At 65.2% G+C, this 19,914-nt stretch carries 20 protein-coding genes; 9 read left to right on the forward strand and 11 right to left on the reverse strand.

The window, feature by feature from the left end; all coding sequences use genetic code 11:
• Positions 1-12: 12 nt before the first annotated feature.
• Together AC1ROT_RS11895 and AC1ROT_RS11900 are read right to left on the reverse strand one after the other, a co-directional pair.
• Positions 13-1,434 carry an ATP-binding protein gene (locus AC1ROT_RS11895; protein WP_492999212.1) on the reverse strand — a complete coding sequence of 474 codons (1,422 nt, stop codon included), beginning with the start codon at positions 1,432-1,434 and terminating at the stop codon, positions 13-15.
• Positions 1,431-2,174 carry a response regulator gene (locus tag AC1ROT_RS11900; protein WP_492973568.1) on the reverse strand — a complete coding sequence of 248 codons (744 nt, stop codon included), beginning with the start codon at positions 2,172-2,174 and terminating at the stop codon, positions 1,431-1,433. Before AC1ROT_RS11900 ends, AC1ROT_RS11895 begins: the two co-directional genes overlap by 4 nt.
• A gap of 165 nt (positions 2,175-2,339) precedes the next feature.
• On the opposite strand from AC1ROT_RS11900, the gene AC1ROT_RS11905 reads away from it, so the two are divergent.
• Both AC1ROT_RS11905 and AC1ROT_RS11910 read left to right on the forward strand, forming a co-directional pair.
• Entirely contained in the window at positions 2,340-3,158 is an 819-nt protein-coding gene (locus AC1ROT_RS11905; protein WP_492999213.1) for a MipA/OmpV family protein, read from the forward strand.
• Positions 3,159-3,214: 56 nt separating this feature from the next.
• Entirely contained in the window at positions 3,215-3,706 is a 492-nt protein-coding gene (locus tag AC1ROT_RS11910) for a hypothetical protein (protein ID WP_492973566.1), read from the forward strand.
• 173 nt (positions 3,707-3,879) lie between these two features.
• On the opposite strand, the gene vapC is transcribed toward AC1ROT_RS11910, so the two are convergent.
• The 4 genes from vapC to AC1ROT_RS11930 form a co-directional block, all read right to left on the reverse strand.
• Positions 3,880-4,281 (reverse strand): type II toxin-antitoxin system tRNA(fMet)-specific endonuclease VapC, encoded by a 402-nt coding sequence (gene vapC / locus AC1ROT_RS11915; RefSeq protein WP_492999214.1) that lies wholly within the window; start codon positions 4,279-4,281, stop codon positions 3,880-3,882.
• A 30-nt stretch (positions 4,282-4,311) separates the two neighbouring features.
• On the reverse strand, positions 4,312-4,542 hold the full coding sequence (gene vapB, locus AC1ROT_RS11920) for a type II toxin-antitoxin system VapB family antitoxin (protein ID WP_492973564.1): 231 nt from the start codon (positions 4,540-4,542) through the stop codon (positions 4,312-4,314).
• 374 nt (positions 4,543-4,916) lie between these two features.
• Positions 4,917-5,213, reverse strand: a complete 297-nt coding sequence (locus tag AC1ROT_RS11925) for a SemiSWEET family sugar transporter (protein WP_492999216.1) — start codon at positions 5,211-5,213, stop codon at positions 4,917-4,919.
• Between the two features lie 45 nt (positions 5,214-5,258).
• On the reverse strand, positions 5,259-6,293 hold the full coding sequence (locus AC1ROT_RS11930; RefSeq protein WP_492973562.1) for a methionine synthase: 1,035 nt from the start codon (positions 6,291-6,293) through the stop codon (positions 5,259-5,261).
• Between the two features lie 138 nt (positions 6,294-6,431).
• On the opposite strand from AC1ROT_RS11930, the gene AC1ROT_RS11935 reads away from it, so the two are divergent.
• A complete protein-coding gene (locus tag AC1ROT_RS11935) occupies positions 6,432-7,679 on the forward strand; it encodes an acyltransferase family protein (protein WP_492999217.1) in 1,248 nt (415 codons plus the stop codon).
• Here AC1ROT_RS11935 and AC1ROT_RS11940 read toward each other — a convergent pair.
• The gene (locus AC1ROT_RS11940; protein WP_492999218.1) at positions 7,575-8,612 is read right to left on the reverse strand and encodes a GlxA family transcriptional regulator; all 1,038 of its coding nucleotides are present in this window, start codon (positions 8,610-8,612) and stop codon (positions 7,575-7,577) included. The genes AC1ROT_RS11935 and AC1ROT_RS11940 overlap by 105 nt on opposite strands.
• A gap of 122 nt (positions 8,613-8,734) precedes the next feature.
• On the opposite strand from AC1ROT_RS11940, the gene AC1ROT_RS11945 reads away from it, so the two are divergent.
• The 4 genes from AC1ROT_RS11945 to AC1ROT_RS11960 all read left to right on the forward strand — a co-directional run bounded on the left by AC1ROT_RS11945 (position 8,735) and on the right by AC1ROT_RS11960 (position 12,394).
• Complete coding sequence (locus tag AC1ROT_RS11945; RefSeq protein WP_492999222.1) at positions 8,735-9,793, forward strand: class I SAM-dependent methyltransferase; 1,059 nt, start codon at positions 8,735-8,737, stop codon at positions 9,791-9,793.
• Positions 9,793-10,041, forward strand: coding sequence for a YjiS-like domain-containing protein (locus AC1ROT_RS11950; protein ID WP_492999225.1), 249 nt, complete (start codon positions 9,793-9,795; stop codon positions 10,039-10,041). The genes AC1ROT_RS11945 and AC1ROT_RS11950 overlap by 1 nt, the downstream gene beginning before the upstream one ends.
• A gap of 87 nt (positions 10,042-10,128) precedes the next feature.
• Positions 10,129-11,493 carry an MATE family efflux transporter gene (locus AC1ROT_RS11955; RefSeq protein ID WP_492999227.1) on the forward strand — a complete coding sequence of 455 codons (1,365 nt, stop codon included), beginning with the start codon at positions 10,129-10,131 and terminating at the stop codon, positions 11,491-11,493.
• A gap of 82 nt (positions 11,494-11,575) precedes the next feature.
• Positions 11,576-12,394, forward strand: coding sequence for a hypothetical protein (locus AC1ROT_RS11960; RefSeq protein WP_492999230.1), 819 nt, complete (start codon positions 11,576-11,578; stop codon positions 12,392-12,394).
• On the opposite strand, the gene AC1ROT_RS11965 is transcribed toward AC1ROT_RS11960, so the two are convergent.
• On the reverse strand, positions 12,395-13,675 hold the full coding sequence (locus AC1ROT_RS11965) for an MFS transporter (protein WP_492999232.1): 1,281 nt from the start codon (positions 13,673-13,675) through the stop codon (positions 12,395-12,397).
• Between the two features lie 148 nt (positions 13,676-13,823).
• On the opposite strand from AC1ROT_RS11965, the gene AC1ROT_RS11970 reads away from it, so the two are divergent.
• Positions 13,824-15,020: a M20 aminoacylase family protein gene (locus AC1ROT_RS11970; RefSeq protein WP_492999233.1), complete on the forward strand. Its 1,197-nt coding sequence runs from the start codon at positions 13,824-13,826 to the stop codon at positions 15,018-15,020.
• Positions 15,021-15,119: 99 nt separating this feature from the next.
• Here AC1ROT_RS11970 and AC1ROT_RS11975 read toward each other — a convergent pair whose 3' ends face one another.
• The 3 genes from AC1ROT_RS11975 to AC1ROT_RS11985 form a co-directional block, all read right to left on the reverse strand.
• The gene (locus AC1ROT_RS11975) at positions 15,120-15,920 is read right to left on the reverse strand and encodes a MipA/OmpV family protein (RefSeq protein ID WP_492999234.1); all 801 of its coding nucleotides are present in this window, start codon (positions 15,918-15,920) and stop codon (positions 15,120-15,122) included.
• A gap of 160 nt (positions 15,921-16,080) precedes the next feature.
• Entirely contained in the window at positions 16,081-16,323 is a 243-nt protein-coding gene (locus tag AC1ROT_RS11980; RefSeq protein WP_492973552.1) for a hypothetical protein, read from the reverse strand.
• A 94-nt stretch (positions 16,324-16,417) separates the two neighbouring features.
• Positions 16,418-18,328, reverse strand: coding sequence for a sigma-54 interaction domain-containing protein (locus AC1ROT_RS11985; RefSeq protein ID WP_492999235.1), 1,911 nt, complete (start codon positions 18,326-18,328; stop codon positions 16,418-16,420).
• Positions 18,329-18,504: 176 nt separating this feature from the next.
• On the opposite strand from AC1ROT_RS11985, the gene AC1ROT_RS11990 reads away from it, so the two are divergent.
• Positions 18,505-19,896, forward strand: coding sequence for a CmpA/NrtA family ABC transporter substrate-binding protein (locus tag AC1ROT_RS11990; RefSeq protein ID WP_492973550.1), 1,392 nt, complete (start codon positions 18,505-18,507; stop codon positions 19,894-19,896).
• The last annotated feature ends 18 nt before the right edge of the window (positions 19,897-19,914 follow it).

Here is a 19,914-nt window from a genome sequence, read left to right on the forward strand (position 1 = left end):
CGTCGCTATTTTTTACGCGTGGTGCGGCAGCACCACCGTCACCAGCAGGCCACCGGCTTCGGCATCGCCCAGTTCGATGCGGCCGCGATGGGCCTGGATCACATCCTGCGCGATGGTCAGTCCCAGCCCGGTGCCGCCGGTCTCGCGGTTGCGCGAGCTTTCCAGCCGGGTGAACGGCCGGAAGGCGGCCTCGCGCTGGTCGGCCGGAATGCCCGGCCCGTCATCGGCAACGGTGACGGTGACGCCATCGGGCGTCTCGCGCAGCCGCACCTGCACGATGCTGCCGAACTTGCAGCCGTTGTCGATCAGGTTGGCAAAGGCACGGCGCATGGCGATCGGCTGGCCGGTCAGGCCGGCATGATCGGGGCCGTCGTAGCTCACGGCGCAGCCAGCATCGGAGGCCGTATCGCACAGGCTGATCAGCATGGCGGCCAGATCGATGGCGCTCTTCGCCTCGTCCTTCAGCGTGTTGCTGGCAAAGGTCAGCGTGGCGCTCACCATCGCTTCCATATCGTTGATATCGGACAGCACCTGGCGGCGCTGGTCCTGGTCGGGCAGGTATTCGGCGAACAGCCGCAGCCGGGTCAGCGGCGTGCGCAGGTCGTGGCTGATTGCGGCGATCATCTGCAGCCTGTCGTCGACGAAGCGCTTCAGCCGCAGCTGCATGGCATTGAACGATCCGCCGATGGCGCGCAGCTCGGGCGCGTTGAACTCCTTGACCAGCCGAATCTCGCGGTCCCGGCCGAGTTTCTCGGCCGCCGCCGCCAGGTCGTCCAGCGGCCGCACCACGCCGCGTGCCACCCAGACCGACATCAGCCCGATCATCATCACCGCGAAGATCGGCAGCAGCACGTTGCGGATCATGCGCACGGTTTCCTGGCCGTCGCTTTTCGGCATCACCAGCAGCCAGTCCTCCTGTGGTCCGATGCGGAAGGCGATGCGCAGGTCGCTGCTCAGCATGTTCTCGCGCCGCACGTCGAGGACGTCGCGCATGGTGACGGGCAGGGGCGGCAGGATGATGACCAGCGGACGCGAGGAATATTCCGGATCGTCCAGTTCATCCGCCATCAGCAACACGTCCTGCGGCGCAATATTGAGCCGTTCGGCGATCAGCAGCCTCATCTCGGCGAACGCCCCGGCGCGCGAGATGTGCCGGAAGTCCGGCCGCGCCGCCAGCAGCGTCATGTCCAGCCACTGCCGTGCCGGCAGGTCCTGCAGCACGGCCGGCCGCGCCTCACTGCTGGCCGCACGGATGCGGTCGCGCGACTCCTGCAGGGTGGCGAGCATCCAGTCGCGGTCGAAGAACATGATCTCCGGCGGACGGATCACCAGCGGCATCAGCTTGTCGACCGCCTTCACCGCCAGCAGGCTGAGCAGGATAACGATGATGATGCGCGGCGCCAGCCGCAGCTTTGACCAGAGCGGAATTCTCACGCCGCCGCATCCCGAATCATGGTCACCACCGCCGTGAAGAAATAGCCTTCGTTGCGGATGGTCTTGATGAAGGCCGGGTCCTGCGGATCGGCCTCGATCTTGCGGCGCAGCCGGCTGATCTGCACATCGATGCTGCGGTCGTAGGACTGGCTCATGCGGCCATGCGCCAGGTCCAGCAGTTGGTCGCGGGTCAGCACGCGCTGCGGATGCTCCAGGAAAGCCAGCAGCAGGTCGAACTCGCCGCTGGTCAGGTCGGTCAGGGCGCCGGCCGGCGACATCAGGGTGCGGCGGCTGGCATTGAGCTGCCAGCCGCCGAATTCATAGGCCATCGCCACCGGGCGGGTTTCGGCATTGATGCTGGCGGCGCTCAGGCGCCGCGTCACCGCGCGGATGCGCGCCAGCAGCTCGCGCGGATTGAACGGCTTCACCACATAATCGTCGGCGCCGATCTCCAGGCCGATGATGCGGTCGGTGTCGCCGGTCATCGCGGTCAGCAGGATGATCGGCACCGTGCTCTGGGCGCGCATGCGGCGGCACAGCGACAGGCCGTCCTCGCCCGGCATCATGATGTCGAGCACGATCACGTCGATGCGCGCCGCCTCGCAGAGCGCAAACATCTCGCGGCCGTCGCGGGCCTGGCTCACCTTCAGCCCGTGATCGGTCAGAAACCGCGCCAGCATGGCGCGAATGCGATGGTCGTCATCGACAATCAGAACGTGGGTGGTGGGGCTCGTGGTCACGCGTCTCTCCGGCAGGCGGCCACTATATCAGGTCGAATCGGCCCGGCACCGGGCCAGCAACATTCTGAAACATAACGATACGGGGCTGACACCGGCCCCGGCGGCCCGCCGGGTAGGGTGCCGGCCATACCACCCCGGACCCGTCAAAAAAAGAGCGCTCTCCCGATGAAAAACACCGCCTTCCTGGCTGCCGCCGCAGCCATTCTCCTGCTGCCATTCGTGGCCACGGCCCAGCAGCAGCCGGCACAACAGCAGCCGGCCCCGCCGGTCAAGAAGGACTGGGATATCCGCCTTGGTGCCGGTGCGCAGTATCAGCCCGAATACGAAGGCAGCGACGAGTATGAAGTCGCGCCGGTGCCGCTGCTCATGATCAATTACAAAGACCTGGTGTTCCTGCGCGGCCCGATGCTGGGCGCCAACGCCTTCACCTGGCAGGGCCCGCGCGACAGCGACAAGCTGCAGGTCGGTCCGCTGGTCCGTTACCAGATGGGCCGCGATGAAGACGACAGCGACGACCTGCGCGGCATGGGCGATATCGATGCCGGCGCCGAAGTGGGCGCCTTCATCAGCTATCGCATGGGGCCGTGGTCGGCCGGACTCACGGCGTTTCAGGATGTCAGCGGCGCCCATGATGGCCTGACGGCGAAGCTCAGTGGCGGCTATGCCTATAGCTTCAGCCCGAAGCTGCGCCTGCGCAGTGAGCTTTTCGCCACCTGGGCCGACGAGAGCTATACCGAAACCTTCTTCGGCGTGACGGCGCCGCAATCCGCGCGCAGCGGCATGCGGCGCTACCAGCCCGAGGGCGGCTTCAAGGATGCCGGCCTGACGCTCGATCTGGATTACAGCCTGACCGAGCATTGGGGCCTCACCGGGCGGCTCGGCTACAAGCGCCTGCTCGGCGACGCGGCCGACAGCCCGCTGGTTCAGGATCGCGGTTCGGCCGACCAGCTCAGCACCGGCCTGTTCCTCAGTTACCGCTTCTGAATGCGCGGGATGACAGCGGCGCATGATGGGACACACGCGATGAAAGCAGGCAGGGCATGATGGGACCATGGCACTGGGTGGCCTGGGCCGTGGTGCTGAGCAGCCTGATGGCCGGCGTGCTGGTCACTGTGCTGGGGCGGCGGCTGTCGGTCTTCTGGTTCGGCCTGAACCTGCTGGCGGTGGCGCTCTATCTTGGCGCCTGCGTGGCCACCCTGCTCAGCAGTCTGAAACTGGAGGAGGATGTGGTGGCGGCCGGGCTGCAGCTTGCGATGGCCCTGGTGATCCTGCTGCTTTCCACCTACCGCCTGCATCTGGTGGGCGTGCTGATCTTCGTTGCGGGCACCACTGGCATGGCGCTGTTCCAGGCGCTGGCGACGGTGTCCGAGCCGATGACGGCGCAGGATCTGGCGATCCTGATGCTGGACGCGGTGAGCATCGCCTTCCTGATCGTGCTGTGGCCCTACGTGCATGCCGAGCTGCGCCATATCGGCATGGCGGCGCAGCGCTATGGCCAGTGCGAGGCGCAACTCGACGCGCAGGAGCGGTAGGAATTTCCAGTCTTGTCATCCCGGGCTTGACCCGGGAATCCCATTTTTTTGAAATGCAAAAGGGTGCCGGAAACGGTGCCCTTTTCTAATTTCTAAAAATTGAAGCGAGCAACTCTGATTTATATAAAGGATGCTGCGGCTTAATCTGGTGCGCAACATTTTCTGCTTCACTTCTATCCCAGCCAATCTTCCGTCCGCAGTCCATCCACGCGCCCGAATTCGCGCTGGTTTCCGGTGACCACGATCAGGCCGCGGCTGCGTGCATGGCCGGCGATCATCAAATCGTAAGGTCCGATCACGCTGCCACGCTGCTCCAGCGTTGCGCGGATATCACCGAAATGCCCGGCGGCCTCGGCATCGAAGGGCAGCACTATCAGTCGCGCGGCAAAACTTTCCACCATGCGGCGGGTCTCTGCCGGCTGCGCCGAACGCGCCGCGCCATGCAGCAATTCACCCAGGCTCACGGTGGAGATGCAGAGCGTTTCGGCCTCGGCATTGAAACGCGGCCGTGCGCTGGCGGGCCGGTCGCGCAGCACGCGGATGCAGATATCGGTATCGAGCATGTAGCGCAGCATGGGCTCAGCCGGCGTTGCCGTCGTCCGCGCTCAGAGCGGCTCGCGGCGCTGCATGATGGCCGGCTGGTCGCGCTCGGGCAGGTCGAGGCCGGGGGCGTCGAAAAAGTCGTCCCACAGCCGGTCGGCCGGCACCAGGATGCGGCGCGCGCCGTCTTTCAGCACAGCCACCTCCTGCACATCGGCGGGAAAGGCCACGTCACGGGCCAGGCGCACCGCCTGGCTGCGGTTGGACAGGAAAAGCCGGGTGCGGATCGTGGCCATAGGCTTGTCTCGGAATCAGAGGGATATCCATATGGGATATACAATATTAAATCGGCCTTGTGGAGAGTGCGAATTTAATGTACTCTATATGTTCTTAATGGGTAAGCCGGTTTTCCGCCGTTTTCCCTGTCGATCTTTTGCATCGTGAATCCAGTGCGAAAGCCCCGCTGCCACAGCGGCCGGGCCGGGCGCATATTATTGCATGTCGAGAGCGGCTTCGGCGCAACGTCGCGAACGATCCTGAGCCATCCGGAACCGCTCCGAACGCCGGCGAAGCGAAACGAAGGCAAACGAAGCCAAACGAATGGAAACGAAGCCGAACGAAGGCCAGGGAAGCCAAACGAAGTGAAACGAAGGCTGGCGAAGCGATCCGGCTATTTCCCTGGGTCCACCGTATCCGCCACCTCGTCCTTGGCCCGCTGCGGCAGCAGTTTCATGGTCAGGATGAAGCCCGAGAGCAGCAGGCAGATGCCGTTGCAGACGATCAGCGGCCACTGCATCAGGGTGATGCCATAGGCGAGCCAGAGCGCGAAGCCGGTCACTGTCAGGCCATACATCACGCCGGAAATATCCTGCGTGCGGCGCGAGCGGATCACCTTCCAGGCCTGCGGCGCGAAGCTCACCGTCGAGGCAAGTGCCGCGCCGGCGCCCAGCAGAGTCGCCGTGTCCATGACTGCATCCCGGTTGTTGTGGAAACCGGGAGAAAGAACGGCAGCCTAGGCGAACTGTTCCCGGGCCAGCGCCGCGCCTTCGCCCAGCGCCTTCAGCTTGGCATGCGCCACGGCCGAGTCGAGCGGAGCGAGGCCGCAGTTGGTGCAGGGGATGATGCGGTCCTTGGGCACATACTGCATCGCGGTCTTGATGGTGTCGGCGATCTCCTGCGGCGTCTCGATGGCGTCGCTTGCCACGTCGATCACGCCGACCATCACCTCCTTGCCCTCCAGCAGCGCCATCAGATGCGGCGGCACTTTCGAGTGGAAGCATTCCAGCGACACCTGGTCGATCCGGCTCTTGGCCAGCGCCGGGAAGAAGTCTTCATACTGGCGCCATTCCTGGCCCAGAGACTGCTTCCAGTCGATATTCGCCTTGATGCCGTAGCCGTAGCAGATATGCACGGCGGTTTTGCATTTCAGGCCGTCGATGGCGCGATGCAGCGCCTCGATGCCCCATTCGCCGGCCTGTTTGGTATAGGCGTTGAAGGCCGGCTCGTCGAACTGGATGATATCGACGCCCTCGGCTTCCAGGGCTTTTGCTTCCTGGTTCAGCAGCTCGGCAAAGGCCATCGCCATCTTCACGCGGTCGCCGTAATACTCATCCGCAATCGTGTCGATGATGGTCATCGGGCCGGGCAGGGTGAATTTCAGCTGCCGCTTGGTATGCGCGCGGCTGAAGGCGCCCTCCCAGGGATGCGCGCGGCCTTTCAGCGTGAGCTTGCCGACCACGCGCGGCACCATCGCCTTGTAGCGGTTGTCGCGGATGGCCATCTCCACCTTGTTCTGGCGGTCGATGCCATCCACGCATTCGACAAAGCCATGCACGAAATGCTGGCGCGACATCTCGCCGTCGCCGACGATGGTCAGGCCGGCATCTTCCTGCGCCTTGATCCACAGCAGCGTCGCGTCGCGCTTGGCATCTTCAAGGTCCTTGCCCTCGGCTTTCCACTGCGGCCACAGCTTGTGGGTCTCGGCCAGCCAGGCCGGCTTGGGCAGGCTGCCGGCGACAGCGGTGGGGAACAGATGCCTGGCGGACATGATGCTGGGTTTCCTCGCCTGATTCGTGGGCGGCGACGATACCATCTGTGACCAAGATGAGACATAGCCTCGCGCAACAGTGAACCCTGCCGCACTGCAGCGTTTATCCCGGGTCTGACGATCAGGGCAGGATGAACTATGCGCCGGATTCTGTATCTCGACGGGTTGCGCGGCTGGGTGGCGCTGTTCGTGCTGTTCCATCACCTGCTGCTGGCCTTTGCCCCCGATGGCCACGAGGCCGGCGTGAAAGCCTCGCCGGCGGCGGCGCCGTTCAGCTTCCTCACCGATGGTCCGCTGGCGGTGTCGATCTTTTTCATCCTGTCGGGCATCGTGCTGACCGCCGCGCTGGATGCGGCGCGGGAAAAGGGCCTGCGGCCGGGCCTCGGCCGGCTGGTTCTGAAACGCTGGCTGCGGCTCGGCATCCCGATCTTTGCCGCCGGCCTGGTGGTCTGGGCGCTGCTGCAGATCAATGCCGATCGCAGCATCGCCATCGGCTGGGCGGCGGAGTCGGGCTGGATGCGCATGTTCTTTCCGCCGGCCTACGCCCCGTCCGTCTGGGACATCCTGCGCGAGGCCTTTGTCTCCGCCTTCATCGGGCCGACGCCGGTGCATGATCCGGTGCTGTGGACCATCCGCATCGAATTCCCCGGCTCGCTGCTGGTGTTCCTGCTCGCCCTGTATCTCCCTGCCGGCCGCACGCGCCTGACGGCGGCGCTGTTCGCCGGCACACTCCTGGCGCTCACGTCCACGGCATGGCCGGCCGGCTGGATCGCCAATTATTGCTCGCTCTTCGCGCTCGGCATCGTCTTCCACGATCTGGCGCGCCACGACACGCGTATCGCCGCCTGGCGCGATCCGGTGGGCGTCACGCTGGTGGTGCTCGGGCTCTGCCTGTTTCCGCTGTTCGGCCTCAGCGTCTACGATCCGGCCGCCACGCCGCCCGATCCGGCCAGTCCGATTCTCGGCACCAGCCAGCTGCGTGCTGCCCTGATCGTCGGCGGCGTCATGCTGGCGCCGGTGCTGCAACGCTTTCTTGCCAACCCGCTGTCGGGTTTTCTCGGCCAGATTTCCTTCGGCCTCTACCTGCTGCACGCGCCGCTGATCTGGTCGTTCGGCGGCATAGCCTATCTGCCGCTGCTGCCGCTGCTCGGTCCTGTCATGGCGGCCACCACGGCTTCGCTTGTGGTCGGCACGCTGGCGATTGCCGCCGCCAAACTGTTTCATCACGTGGTTGAACAACCGGCGATGCGGATATCCGCAGCGGCTGCGATATGGCCGTCCCTATTCGGCCGCCTGCCCGGGCGCACTGCCAGGCGTGGCATAGGCCGGAATCTGGAACTGGCGCCGGTAGCTGCCCGGCGAAATGCCGGTCACGCGTTTGAATAGGCGGCGGAAGAAGGCGGGATCCTCGTAGCCGACCTGCCAGCCGATCTCGTCGACCGGATCGCGCGTGCCTTCCAGCCGGCGTTTCGCTTCCTCGATGCGGATCTGCTGCACATAGGCCATGGGCGCATGGCCGGTCGCCTTGGTGAAGCGGCGCTTGAAGGTGCGTTCGGCCACACCCGAGCGCTTCACCACTTCCTCCACCGGGTCGGCGACCTGGTAGTGTTTATCCAGCCAGCTCTGCGCATCCAGGATCGCGGCGTCGCCATGATCGCGCCGGCCCTCGAAGGTGATGAAGGGCTGCAGCCCGTCGCGATGCCATTGCAGGGCGTAGAATTTCGCCACCGCGCGCGCCGCCGCTTCGCCCGTGTGTCGCGCCACCAGGTAGAGCGCCAGGTCGTGCCATGACATCGAGGCGCCGCAGGAGACGAACTGCTGCCGCGATCCGGCGATGGTCAGGGTCTGCTCCGGATGCACCGGCACCTTGGGATACAGCGCCTGGAAATGCGGGCCGTAGGACCAGTGCACCGTGCTGCGCTGGCCATCCAGCAGGCCGGTCTCGGCGATCAGGAAAATACCCGAGCAGGCCGAGCAGAGCGTGGCGCCGGCGTCGTGCCGCCGCGCCAGCCAGTCGACCAGGCTGTTGTAGCGGCCAGTGCGCCAGGCCTTCATCACCAGCGCCGGCACGATGACGATATCGGTCTGGTCCACGTCGCGGAAGCTGCGCTGCACGCTCACCCGCGTACCGCCCGCCACGATCAGCTCGCCGGCCTCCGCGCCCACCAGTTCCACCTGGAACGGCGTCATCTCCGGCAGGCCGGGGATGATGCCCTGCATCTGCGGGAAGGCATTCATCAGATCATGCATGCCGAACAGCACCGAGGCCGAGGCCTCGGGGATGGCGATCAGGCTGACATGGATGAGCTTAGGGTTCATTTGAGCGCTTCATTGGCACAAGAGGACCGGTATTGACAAGTTAGCCTCTCACATCCGGCTGCGACAGCGCCCATTCTCCGCCGCCCCGACCCCCCGGGAAAGCTACAGAATGGAATGATTCTATGATGATCGATCAAGACAAGCTTCACGCGCTCGTGAGCATGGCCGTCGGCGAACTCTCGGCCGCCAATGGCGGCGTGATGATCAGTGTTGGCAACAAGCTCGGCCTTTACAAGGCGATGGCCGGTGCCGGGCCGCTGACACCGGCTGATCTGGCGCAGCGCTCGGGCTGTGCGGAACGCTACGTGCGCGAATGGCTGAACTGCCAGGCCGCCGGCGGCTATGTGGATTACCACGCCATCGAACAGACTTACGAGCTCTCGCCGGAACAGGCGCTGATGCTGGCCGACGATAGCAGCCCGGTCTTCATCCCCAATGCCCTGGAAGTGACGGCCTCGCTGTGGTTCGACGAGCACAAGACCATCGAGGCCTTCCGCACCGGCAAGGGCGTGGCCTGGGGCGACCATCACGAGCGGCTCTATTGCGGCGTCGCCGCCTTCTTCCGCAACGGCTATGCCGCCAACCTGGTGCCGGCCTGGCTGCCCGCTCTGGAGGGCGTCGTCCCCAAGATGGAAAACGGCGCACGCATCGCCGATGTCGGCTGTGGCCATGGCCATTCCACCATCATCATGGCGAAAGCCTTCCCGAAGTCGCGCTTCTGGGGCTTCGATACCCATGCCGGTTCGATCGCCCAGGCCCGCAGCAATGCGGAACAGGAAGGTGTCGCCGACCGCGTCACCTTCGAGGTGGCCAAGGCCGGCGACTATGCGGAGCGAGGCTTCGATCTGATCTGCTTCTTCGATGCGCTGCACGACATGGGGCATCCCGATGTCGCGCTGAAGCAGGCGGCCAGGGCGCTGGCCAAGGACGGCACGGTGATGCTGGTCGAGCCGTTTGCCAACGACAAGGTGGAAGACAACCTCAATCCGATCGGCCGCATGTATTACGCCGGTTCCGCCATGCTGTGCTGTGCCCATGCGATCTCTGAAAACGGCACGCATGTGCTGGGCGCCCAGGCCGGCGAGGGCCGTCTGGCGGAACTGGCGAAGGCCAGCGGCTTCTCGCACTTCCGCCGGGCGACGCAGACGCCGTTCAACCTGATCCTGGAAGCGCGGGCCTGATGCGCGCCCATGTCTTGCGGTCAGTGACCGGGACGATCATTGGCCGGCGCGCCGAGGATCGCCAGACCGACGGCCTGACACGGCTGGTGGAGGCGGTGCGCACCTGGCGCCGGCGTATCCGGGCGCGCCGGGCCCTGGGACAGGTCGATCACCGCACGCTGCGCGATGCGGGCGTCGATCCGCTGGTCGCACAATACGAGGCGACGCGGCCGTTCTGGATCGCCGAGCGGCGTCTGCGCGACCGCTGACCGAAGCAACAGGCGACAGCCGCGCTGCAAGCCGCGGCTGTCGCCGTCCTGCCGCCTGACGGCGGCAGACAACAGACAGGGATACCGATGTCGATTGCACAAACGGATTTCGCGGCGAACCCGGCCGCGTGGCGTCTGCCGATCAGCGAGGGTGGCGCATTGCTGCGGCTTGGCTGGCCGATCGCACTGATCGCGCTGGTCAATATGGGCATGAGCGTGACCGACACGCTGATGGTGTCGATGCTGTTCGGCACCGATGCGCTGGCGGCGGTGGCGGTCGGCAGCGATCTCTACTCGATCGTCTTCTACATCTGCGCCGGCATCCTGGGCGGCGTGGCGCCCTTCTATGCGGCGGCGGTGGCGCGCGCCGATGCCGAGGACCGCCACCGGCTCGAACGGATCGGCTGGATGCTGGTGGCGCTGCTGACGGCAGCGACCGTTCCGGTGGTCTGGTTCGCGCCGCTCTGGCTGCAGGCCTTCGGACTGGAACCGCGCCTACTCGCGCTGGGCGCGGGCTTCACCCAGACCATGGCGCTCACCCTGATTCCGATGCTGGGCGTCATGCTGTATCGCACGCTGCTGACGGCGGCCGAGCAGCCGCAGGCCTTCCTGAAGGTCACGCTGGCGATGCTGCCGCTCAATGCGGCCGGCAACTATGTGCTGATGATGGGCATGGGCCCCATTCCGGCCTTCGGCCCGACCGGGTCGGGCCTCGCCACACTGCTGGTGGCGAGCGCCAGCCTGGTGCTTCTGCTGCTGATGGCGCGTCGCACGGCACCCCTCCGGCCGGCGGTGCCGGCGCCGTTCGACTGGCGCGGCTTTGTTGCCGTGCTGCGTGTCGGACTGCCCATCGGCGTCACCATGGCCACCGAGACCGGCCTCTATCTGGCCGTGACGCTCTATGCCGCCACCTTGGGCGCGGCCGATGTCGCCGCCCATACGCTCACCCTGCGGATGGCCGGTATCATCTATGCCGGCTCGGCCGCACTGCAGCAGGCATCCATGGTGCGACTGGCCCGGGCCGACGGCCTGGGCGATGCCAGCGCCGGCCGCGCCGTGATCGCCAGCAGCCTGGTGCTGTCGTCTGCCGGCGGGATCGCATTCTGCCTCCTGCTGGCGCTCGGCGCGCAACCGCTGGCGGTGTGGTTCTTCGATGCCAGTGCGGCGGGTGCTGCTGCGGCGCAGGTTGCCGTGGTGCTTTTGCTTCTGCTCGGCCTGCTGCAGTTTGTTGGCTATCCCGGGCTCGTCGCCATCGGCCTGCTGCGCGGGCGCAAGGATACCAGGGCGCCGATGACCTATAAGCTGGTCGCCTATTGGGGCATCGGCACGCCGCTGGGGCTCTACCTGTGCGAGATACAGGGTCTCGGCGTGACGGGCCTGTGGATCGGCCTTGTCGTGGGTGCGCTGCTCACCACGGTTCTGACCCTGGGGCGGCTGTTCGCCCGCCGCTAGCGACAGGCGCAGCGGATTTGCCTCCGGTTGTCCGGCGCACTAGACTTGCGCCGGACAAAAATAAAACCCGGAGGAAACAAAGATGACCCTGCGCAAGTTCGCATTTGGAATCGCTGCGGCCGTGACGCTGTCGCTGGCCGGCACCACGACCGGCTGGGGCCAGACCAGGCCCGCCGTGAAGGATCTCGGCGGTGCAGCACCAGCCTCGGTGATCTATATCGGCAACAGCTTCTTCTACTACAACAACAGCATGCACGGGCATATTGCCCTCATGGTCCGCGAAGGCATGAAGGATCATAAGTATCGCGCCTCGTCGGTGACGATCAGCGGTTCCGGTCTCGACTGGCACAATGTCGATGCCTATTTTCAGCCGAACGGCATCGGCCGCTATTCCTTCGTCGGCGACAACGAGGTGGTGTTCAACCCGCCGGGCGGCAAGCTGTTCGAAGTTGCCGTCATGATGGATTGCAGCCAGTGCCCGGTGCATCCGACCTTGAGCAAGGTCTTTGCCGAATACACCAAGAAACACAGCGATACCGTGCGCAAGCATGGCGGCCAGCCGGTCTTTTTCATGTCCTGGGCCTATCAGGACAAGCCCGAAATGACCGAGCAATTGGCCGAGGCCTATACCAAGGCCGGCAACGAGCATAAGGCTTTGGTGATTCCGGCGGGCCTGGCCTTTGCGCAGTCGATCAAGCTGAAGCCCGATCTCAATCTCTATGTGGCCGACAAGCGCCACCCCAGTCTGGCCGGCACCTATCTCGCCTCGGCCGTCACCTATGCCACGCTGTTCGGTAAATCGCCGGTGGGCATGAAGTACACGGCCGGGCTCGACGCCGATACGGCGGCCCACCTCCAGAAGGTGGCGCAGGACACCGTGCAGCAGTATCTGGCGCGGTGATTACTCGGCGCCGACCGTCGCGCGCTGGCTCGCCAGCACGCGTTCGGTCGGTGTCGTGTTCATGAACAGCTGCATGACGCCGGCCGCCGCACCGATGCCGGCGGCGAGCTGCCAGGCGAGCTGGTACGAGCCGAGCGCGTCATAGATGACGCCGCCGGCCCAGGCGCCGAGGAAGCTGCCGACCTGGTGGCTGAAGAAGGCGATGCCGGTCAGCGTGGCGAGATAGCGGATGCCGAAGATCTGCGCCACCAGGCCGTTGACCAGCGGAATGACGCCCAGCCACAGGGTGCCCATGATGGCGGCGAAGACCAGCGTGCTGGCCTGGCTCACCGGCAGGCTGAAATAGACGGCGATGGCGACCGAGCGCGCGATGTAGATCACGCCCAGCAGCATCGGCTTGTGGTAGCGGTCGCCGAGCCAGCCGAACAGCCAGCTGCCGAAGACATTGAAGGCGCCAATGACGGCGAGCGCCTGCGCGCTCAGCATCGGATCGGCGCCGCAATCGGCCAGGAAGGTGGGCAGATGCGTGGTGAGAAACACCAGCTGCAGGCCGCAGACGAAGAAGGCCGCCGCCATCACGATATAGCCGCCATGATTGGCAGCCTCGCCCAGCGTGCTGCGCATGGTTTCGGTGGCGCCGGGGATCGCATCCAGCGGCACCTTGTCGGCACGGCCGCCCATCAGGGCGGCGGGCAGCATGGCGGCGGCCAGCGCCACGAAGACGAACATCGCCATCTGCCAGCCGCTCGCCTGGATCACGCCCTGGGCCAGCGGCGCGCAGAAGAAGGTGCCGATCGAACCGGCGGCGGAGACCAGGCCGAAGGCCAGGCTGCGCCGCTCGGGCCGCACGACTTTCGCCGCGATCTTGGCGGCGATGCCCGATGTCGTGCAGGCCAGGGCCACACCGATCATCAGGCCGGAGCCGAGCGTGATCATCCAGGCACTGTGGGCATAGGCAGTAATGATGAGTGCGCCAGCATAGAGCAGGCCACCGAACAGCGCGATCAGCCGGGTGCCAAAGCGGTCGACCAGTGCGCCGGCAAAGGGCTGCGCCACGCCCCAGACGATATTCTGGATCGCCAGGGCGAATGCGAAATCGGCCGCCGAGATGCCGATATCTTTCGTCACCGGCTGCATGAACAGGCCCAGGCTTTGTCGCATGCCCATGGCGAGCGACAGCATGATGGCTGCGCCGGCCAGGATGGAGACGCTCTGCCACTGGCTCAGCGAAGGGTGATGGAATGCGGGGCGGGCGGGGGAACTGGCGGTATCGGTGGCCATGAGGGGCTCTTGCTTGGCTGTCTCGGGTGCCGGCGATGATAGGGGTGGATTTGCACAAGTCCAGAGGGGGAAATGTACCGGTACATCTTGCCAAGGCCGGTCAGCAGTGCTGTGCTAAGGCCAAGCCCCTGATCGAGAAGAGCCCCAGATGAGCAAAGATATTCTGAAGGATATGCAGGTTTATCGCGACGAACTGACCGCGATCCGCCATGACATCCACCAGCATCCCGAAACCGCCTTCGAGGAAAACCGCACCGCCGATGTGGTCGCGGCCAAGCTGACCGAATGGGGCATCCCGATCCATCGCGGCCTGGGGAAAACCGGCGTGGTCGGCACCCTGAAAGGCAAGCGTGCCGGCCAGCGCACGATCGCGTTGCGCGCCGACATGGATGCGCTGAACATGCAGGAGAAGAACACCTTCGATTACACCTCGGTGCATCAGGGCAAGATGCATGCCTGTGGCCATGACGGCCACACGACGATGCTGCTCGGCGCGGCCAAGCATCTGGCGCAGAATCCCGATTTCGCCGGCACGCTGCATTTCATCTTCCAGCCCGCCGAGGAAGGCGAGGGCGGCGCGCGCGTGATGATCGAGGATGGCCTGTTTGAGAAGTTTCCCGTCGATGCCGTCTATGGCATGCACAACATGCCCGGCCTGAAGACCGGCGACTTCGCCATCCGTCCGGGTCCGATGATGGCAGCAAGCGACACATGGACGGCCGTGTTCCGCGGCACCGGTGGCCATGGTGCCATGCCGTATTTCGGCACCGACCCGACACAGCCGGCCGCGGCTTTTGTCACCGCGACGCAGAGCATCATTGGCCGCAATGTGAATCCGCAGCATGCCGCCGTGGTCAGCGTTGGCCATCTGGCCGCCGGCCAGTATGGCGCGGCCAATGTGATTCCGTCAGAGGTTACCGTGCGCGGCACGGCGCGCAGCTATACGCCGGAAGACCGTGACCTGCTTGACCGTCGCCTGGGCGAAATCGCCGAAGGCATGGCGAAGGCCCATGGCTGCAGCGTGGACTATCACTATCTGCGGCGTTATCCGCCGCTGAAGAATGCGCCTGAGCAGACGCTGCTGGCGCTCAAGGCTGCGGCGCTCACCGTGGGTGAGGCGCGCACCGATGGCGATGCCGAACCGCTGACCGGCGCCGAGGATTTCGCCTTCATGCTGGAGCAGAAGCCGGGCGCCTATATCCTGATCGGCAATGGCGGCAGCATCGCGGATGGCTCCTGCCATTCGGTGCACACGCCGCATTACGACTTCAACGACCAGATCATCCTGACCGGTGCCGCCTACTGGGTGAACCTGGTGAATGTGGAACTGGGCGACGTGCGGTAAATCTTCCACGTCATCCCCGCGAAAGCGGGGATCCCATTTTTATCGCAAAGGATAATGGGACCCCGGGTCAAGCCCGGGGCGACGGTTTGGCGCGGTCGCCTACCAGCCGAAGCTGTAGCCCAGCGTGACGCCGACGCGGGCCTGGGTGGCCGAGCCGGCCTGGTCGACCAGCGGGCTGTCTGCCGCGTCGCCGGCGATGCGGTCGAGGCCGGCGAAACCGCCGAGCGATACACGCTCGTTCAGCATATAGGTCAGGTTGGCGCCGAGCCCGTAGCTCATATAGGCACCGTCAGGCGCATAGCGGCGATAGCCGCTGCGCGCCGCCTGGGCGCTGTCGATACCGAAATAGGTCTGGGTGAAATCTTTCGAGGCCACGGTAGCGCGCGGGCCGGCGGTCAGCATCAGGCTGTCGCTCAGCTTGGTCGACCAGTTGGCGAAGACATCGCCGATCACGGCGTCATGGCCGCCGAAGCCCTGGCGCACTTCCGCGCCCAGCTTGAACGGCCGCATGTCGTAATGCACGAAGCCGCCGGCCTCGCCGGCCGGATCGACATCGCCCAGGCCGCGCAGGGCGTCATCGTCATCCTGGTCGCGGCCGAAGCGGTATTTCACCACCGGGCCGGCTTTCCAGTTCGAGCCGCGCTCGAGCAGGTTGGCGCCGAGGCCGTCGCGGGTGGAGAGGAAAAAGCGGTCGGCATAACGCAGGTCGAAGAGCGGGATCGGATCGACCTCGTATTCGTCGGAGCCCAGATAGGTCGGCGCATAGATCGCGCCGCCGCCGACGGTGAGGCGGAAGTTGTCACCGCTGCTCTGTTCCGCGGCCTTGGTCTGGGCAACGGCCGGCAGCGCCGCCAGCAGAGTGGCGGCGGCGAAAGCAACGCGGGTAACAAGCGGCGACATGATGGACTAACGCTCCGGGGGCGACTTTGTATCCCGCTACCAGTGCCGGGAAATTACGGCCGGATCATGGCGACACAGGACCCGGCCTGCCGTGACCGTGGTCACGACAAGTCCTTGATATGGGCCGGAGTATCGAAAAGGCGAGGCCGCGGCGGCCGATTCAGTGCCCGAGGCGGGCGTAGCGGTCGCGCATGGCCTCGGCCAGCGTGCGGTCGCAGCCGGCGGCGCCATGGCTGGCGGTGCCCGCTTTCGCGGCCTTTTTCGGCTCGGTCAGCGGCCGCAGCAGCAGGCCATCGGGCCGGTCCTCGATGATGAATTCGGTGCCCGCCTGCCAGTGATGGCTTTTCAGCAGGTCGCGCGGCAGGTCGAGCCGCAGGTTCTTGTCGAGTTTCGTGGTTGCCATGATCGCCTCTTGAAAGGAGTGCGTCTGGGAACGCGACAGCAGTGAAGCCCTGAATCGAGAGACAAACAAGGGGTGCGCTGCGGTCTGCCCGCTTTCAGGGCTGCCTGCCTGCCTTTTCGGCAGCAGGTTTGCGGATTCCGAGGACCTTGAGCCGCGAGGCGAGCGTGGTCGGTTTCACGTCCAGCAGTTCGGCCGCACCGCCGGGGCCGAACACCTTGCCACCGCAGGCCTGCAATGCGGCCAGGATATTGGCGCGGTCGCGGCTGCGCCGGTCATCTTCGGTCAGCAGCAGCGGCTGGCTCGCAGCCACGGCCACCGGCTGGGCGGCGGGAATTGCGGCATCCGGCAGGTCGAATCGCAGGCGACCGTCGCGCGCCAGGATGGCGGCACGCTCGATGGCATTCTCCAGTTCGCGCACATTGCCGGGCCAGTCGTAGTGCGACAGCCGCCGCATGTCGCCTTCGCTCAGGCGCAGCCCATCGGTCTTCAGCTTGCGGCCGGCGCCGCGCAGGAAATGCGCAGCCAGCGCCGGGATATCCTCGCGGCGTTCGCGCAGCGGCACCGATTCGATCGGCACGACGTTGAGGCGGAAATACAGGTCTTCGCGGAACCGTCCCTGGCGCACTTCGGCTTTCAGGTCGCGGTTGGTGGCGGCGATCACGCGCACATCGACATTGCGGGTACGCTCCTCGCCGACGCGCTCGAACTGGCCTTCCTGCAGCACGCGCAGCAGCTTGCCCTGCAACTCCAGCGGAATCTCGCCGACCTCATCCAGGAACAGCGTGCCGCCATCGGCCAGCTCGAAGCGGCCGATGCGGTCGCGCAAGGCACCGGTGAAGGCGCCTTTCACATGGCCGAAGAATTCGCTCTCGAACAGCTCGCGCGGAATGGCGGCGCAATTGACGCGGATCAGCGGGCGGTCGCTGCGTTTGCTGGCTTCATGGATGGCGCGCGCGATCAGTTCCTTGCCGGTGCCGCTCTCGCCGGTGACCAGCACGGTGGCGTCGGTGGGCGCCACCAGCTCCACCTGACGCAGGATATTCTGGATCGCCGCCGATTTGCCCAGGATGCCGCGATGATTGCTTTCGGCGCGGATTTCCTCCTGCAAATAGGCGTTTTCCAGTTCCAGCTTCTGCCGCAGGCTTTCCACTTCCTCCAGCGCCGCATGCAGCTTTTCATCGGCTTCGCGCTTCAGGCTGACATCGCGGAACACCACCACGGCGCCCACCACGGCGCCGCGGTCGCGGATCGGCGTCGAGGTGTATTCGACCCAGAAGGGTTTGCCGTCGCGGCGCCAGAACACCTCGTTGGCCACCGTATGCACATGACCGTCGCGGAAGGCGCCATAGATCGGGCAGTCATGGCCGGGATAGTGCGAGCCGTCGGCATGACTGTGATGCACCATCGAATGGATGTCCTGGCCGACGAGTTCATCCGCCGTCCAGCCCAGCATGCGTTCGGCGGCGGGATTGACGAAGGTGGTCTTGCCTTCGGCATTGACGCCATAGATGCCTTCGCCGGCAGCGCGCAGGATCAGCTGGTTCTCGCGCTCGATGTCGCGGAAGAACCGCTCGACGCGCTGCCATTCGGCAATGCCGCCGCGTAAGTATGAATCCGCTTCGGCATCGACATGGCGGCGGCGCAGTTCGTCCAGGTCGCCGAGCGTCAGCAGCAGATGGCCGGCCGCGCTCATGAAGGCGCCGACATACTCCACCTTCAGCTCATGGCCGCCGGCATGGCGCGGCCGCAGGTCGCGGGTCCAGTAGCGCCGCTTGGCCGCCACGGCCTCGGTGAAGACGATCAGGGCCGGACGCTGGCCCGGATGCAGCTCGGTCATCTTCATGGCGCAGAGTGTGTCGCGGTCATAGCCCAGCAGCCGGGCGGCGGCCGGGTTGGCATCCAGGATGCGGTCGGCGGTCGGGTCGACGGCCAGCATCGCTTGCGGATTGCTGTCGAAGGCATGGCCCAGCGCGCTGACGGCAGGGAGGGGCGTCTGATCGGTCATTACGAAATATTGTAATCATAACTACGAAGTTTCGTATACTACGAATATTCGTAGTAAGGGGCAGAACATTACTTCCGCTCATTTATGCAGGTTTTACGCGGCAATGCTGCGCCGCACCCCCTCTGGCACATGGCTTGCAAATTTATCCGTCAGGCCAGCCACCAGGGGGATGAGATATGTCGCTGTTCAAGAATCCGTTCGATGCGGGTACCGATCTTTCCGCCTGTCCCTGCGGCGCCCATCGTTCGCTGGCCGACCACAATGCCGAGCTGGCGCTGCTGCAGCGCGACCAGCAATTGCAGGTCGCCGGCGATGAAGAAAAGCGCCTGACCAATGCGGTCGACCAGGCCGTCGTCCGCGCCCTGATCCCCAATGACGTGACCCGCCGCCGCGTGCTGCACACCATTGGCGCGGGCACGCTGCTCGCGGCCATCGAACAGTTCTTCCCGCTGGCCACCGCGCGCGAGGTCTTTGCGCAAGGGTCCGCGCCGCTGGAAAAGAAAAAGCTCAATGTCGGCTTCATCGCCATCACCTGCGCCACGCCGATCATCATGGCGCATCCGATGGGCTTCTATTCCAAGCACGGCCTGGATGTCGAAGTGGTCAAGACCGCCGGTTGGGCGGTGATTCGCGACAAGACCATCAACAAGGAATACGACGCCGCGCATATGCTGTCGCCGATGCCGCTGGCGATCACCACCGGCACCGGCTCGAACCCGATCCCCTATACCGCGCCGGCGATCGAGAACATCAACGGCCAGGCGATCACGCTGGCGATGAAGCACAAGGACAAGCGCGATCCGAAATCGTGGAAGGGCTTCAAGCTCGCCGTGCCCTTCGACTACTCGATGCACAACTACCTGCTGCGCTATTACCTGGCCGAGCATGGCCTCGATCCGGATACCGATGTGCAGATCCGCGCCGTGCCGCCGCCGGAAATGGTGGCGAATCTCCGTGCCGACAATATCGACGGCTTCCTGGCGCCCGATCCGGTGAACCAGCGCGCAGTCTATGACGGCGTCGGCTTCATCCATATCCTGTCCAAGGAAATCTGGGACGGCCATCCCTGCTGCGCCTTTGCCGCCAGCCAGGAGTTCATCACCCAGGCCCCGAACACCTATCGCGCCCTGCTACGCGCCATCATCGAAGCCACGGCCTATGCGACCAAGGCCGAGAACCGCAAGCAGATTGCCGAGGCCATTGCGCCGGCCGCCTATCTCAATCAGCCGGTGACGGTGGTCGAGCAGGTGCTGACCGGCACCTATGCCGACGGCCTGGGCAATGTGAAGAAGGTGCCCGACCGCATCGATTTCGCGCCCTTCCCCTGGCAGAGCTTCGGTATCTGGATTCTCACGCAGATGAAGCGCTGGGGCCAGATCAAGGGCGACATCGATTACCAGAAGGTGGCCGAACAGGTCTTCCTCGCCACCGATACCCAGAAGCTGATGCAGGATGTCGGCCTCACCCCGCCGTCGAGCCCGTACAAGACCTTCTCGGTGATGGGCAAGGTCTTCGACCCGTCCAAGCCGGCGGAATACGTCAACTCGTTCAAGATCAAGCGGGTCTGAGTCGCAGGCGGAGTTGCG

This window comes from Ferrovibrio sp. GW821-FHT12E11 (assembly GCF_058806975.1).

Bases quoted from the DNA above. Each gene is read 5' to 3' on its own strand.
- AC1ROT_RS11930 (WP_492973562.1), bottom strand. From the start codon at position 6,293: ATGTCCGCCAGGCATCTGTTCCCCACCGCTGTCGCCGGCAGCCTGCCC.
- AC1ROT_RS11990 (WP_492973550.1), top strand. From the start codon at position 18,505: ATGTCGCTGTTCAAGAATCCGTTCGATGCGGGTACCGATCTTTCCGCC.
- AC1ROT_RS11940 (WP_492999218.1), bottom strand. From the start codon at position 8,612: ATGAACCCTAAGCTCATCCATGTCAGCCTGATCGCCATCCCCGAGGCC.
- AC1ROT_RS11975 (WP_492999234.1), bottom strand. From the start codon at position 15,920: ATGTCGCCGCTTGTTACCCGCGTTGCTTTCGCCGCCGCCACTCTGCTG.
- AC1ROT_RS11965 (WP_492999232.1), bottom strand. From the start codon at position 13,675: ATGGCCACCGATACCGCCAGTTCCCCCGCCCGCCCCGCATTCCATCAC.
- AC1ROT_RS11925 (WP_492999216.1), bottom strand. From the start codon at position 5,213: ATGGACACGGCGACTCTGCTGGGCGCCGGCGCGGCACTTGCCTCGACG.
- AC1ROT_RS11985 (WP_492999235.1), bottom strand. From the start codon at position 18,328: ATGACCGATCAGACGCCCCTCCCTGCCGTCAGCGCGCTGGGCCATGCC.
- AC1ROT_RS11950 (WP_492999225.1), top strand. From the start codon at position 9,793: ATGCGCGCCCATGTCTTGCGGTCAGTGACCGGGACGATCATTGGCCGG.
- AC1ROT_RS11910 (WP_492973566.1), top strand. From the start codon at position 3,215: ATGATGGGACCATGGCACTGGGTGGCCTGGGCCGTGGTGCTGAGCAGC.
- AC1ROT_RS11905 (WP_492999213.1), top strand. From the start codon at position 2,340: ATGAAAAACACCGCCTTCCTGGCTGCCGCCGCAGCCATTCTCCTGCTG.
- vapC (WP_492999214.1), bottom strand. From the start codon at position 4,281: ATGCTGCGCTACATGCTCGATACCGATATCTGCATCCGCGTGCTGCGC.
- AC1ROT_RS11970 (WP_492999233.1), top strand. From the start codon at position 13,824: ATGAGCAAAGATATTCTGAAGGATATGCAGGTTTATCGCGACGAACTG.
- AC1ROT_RS11980 (WP_492973552.1), bottom strand. From the start codon at position 16,323: ATGGCAACCACGAAACTCGACAAGAACCTGCGGCTCGACCTGCCGCGC.
- AC1ROT_RS11945 (WP_492999222.1), top strand. From the start codon at position 8,735: ATGATGATCGATCAAGACAAGCTTCACGCGCTCGTGAGCATGGCCGTC.
- AC1ROT_RS11960 (WP_492999230.1), top strand. From the start codon at position 11,576: ATGACCCTGCGCAAGTTCGCATTTGGAATCGCTGCGGCCGTGACGCTG.
- vapB (WP_492973564.1), bottom strand. From the start codon at position 4,542: ATGGCCACGATCCGCACCCGGCTTTTCCTGTCCAACCGCAGCCAGGCG.
- AC1ROT_RS11935 (WP_492999217.1), top strand. From the start codon at position 6,432: ATGCGCCGGATTCTGTATCTCGACGGGTTGCGCGGCTGGGTGGCGCTG.
- AC1ROT_RS11955 (WP_492999227.1), top strand. From the start codon at position 10,129: ATGTCGATTGCACAAACGGATTTCGCGGCGAACCCGGCCGCGTGGCGT.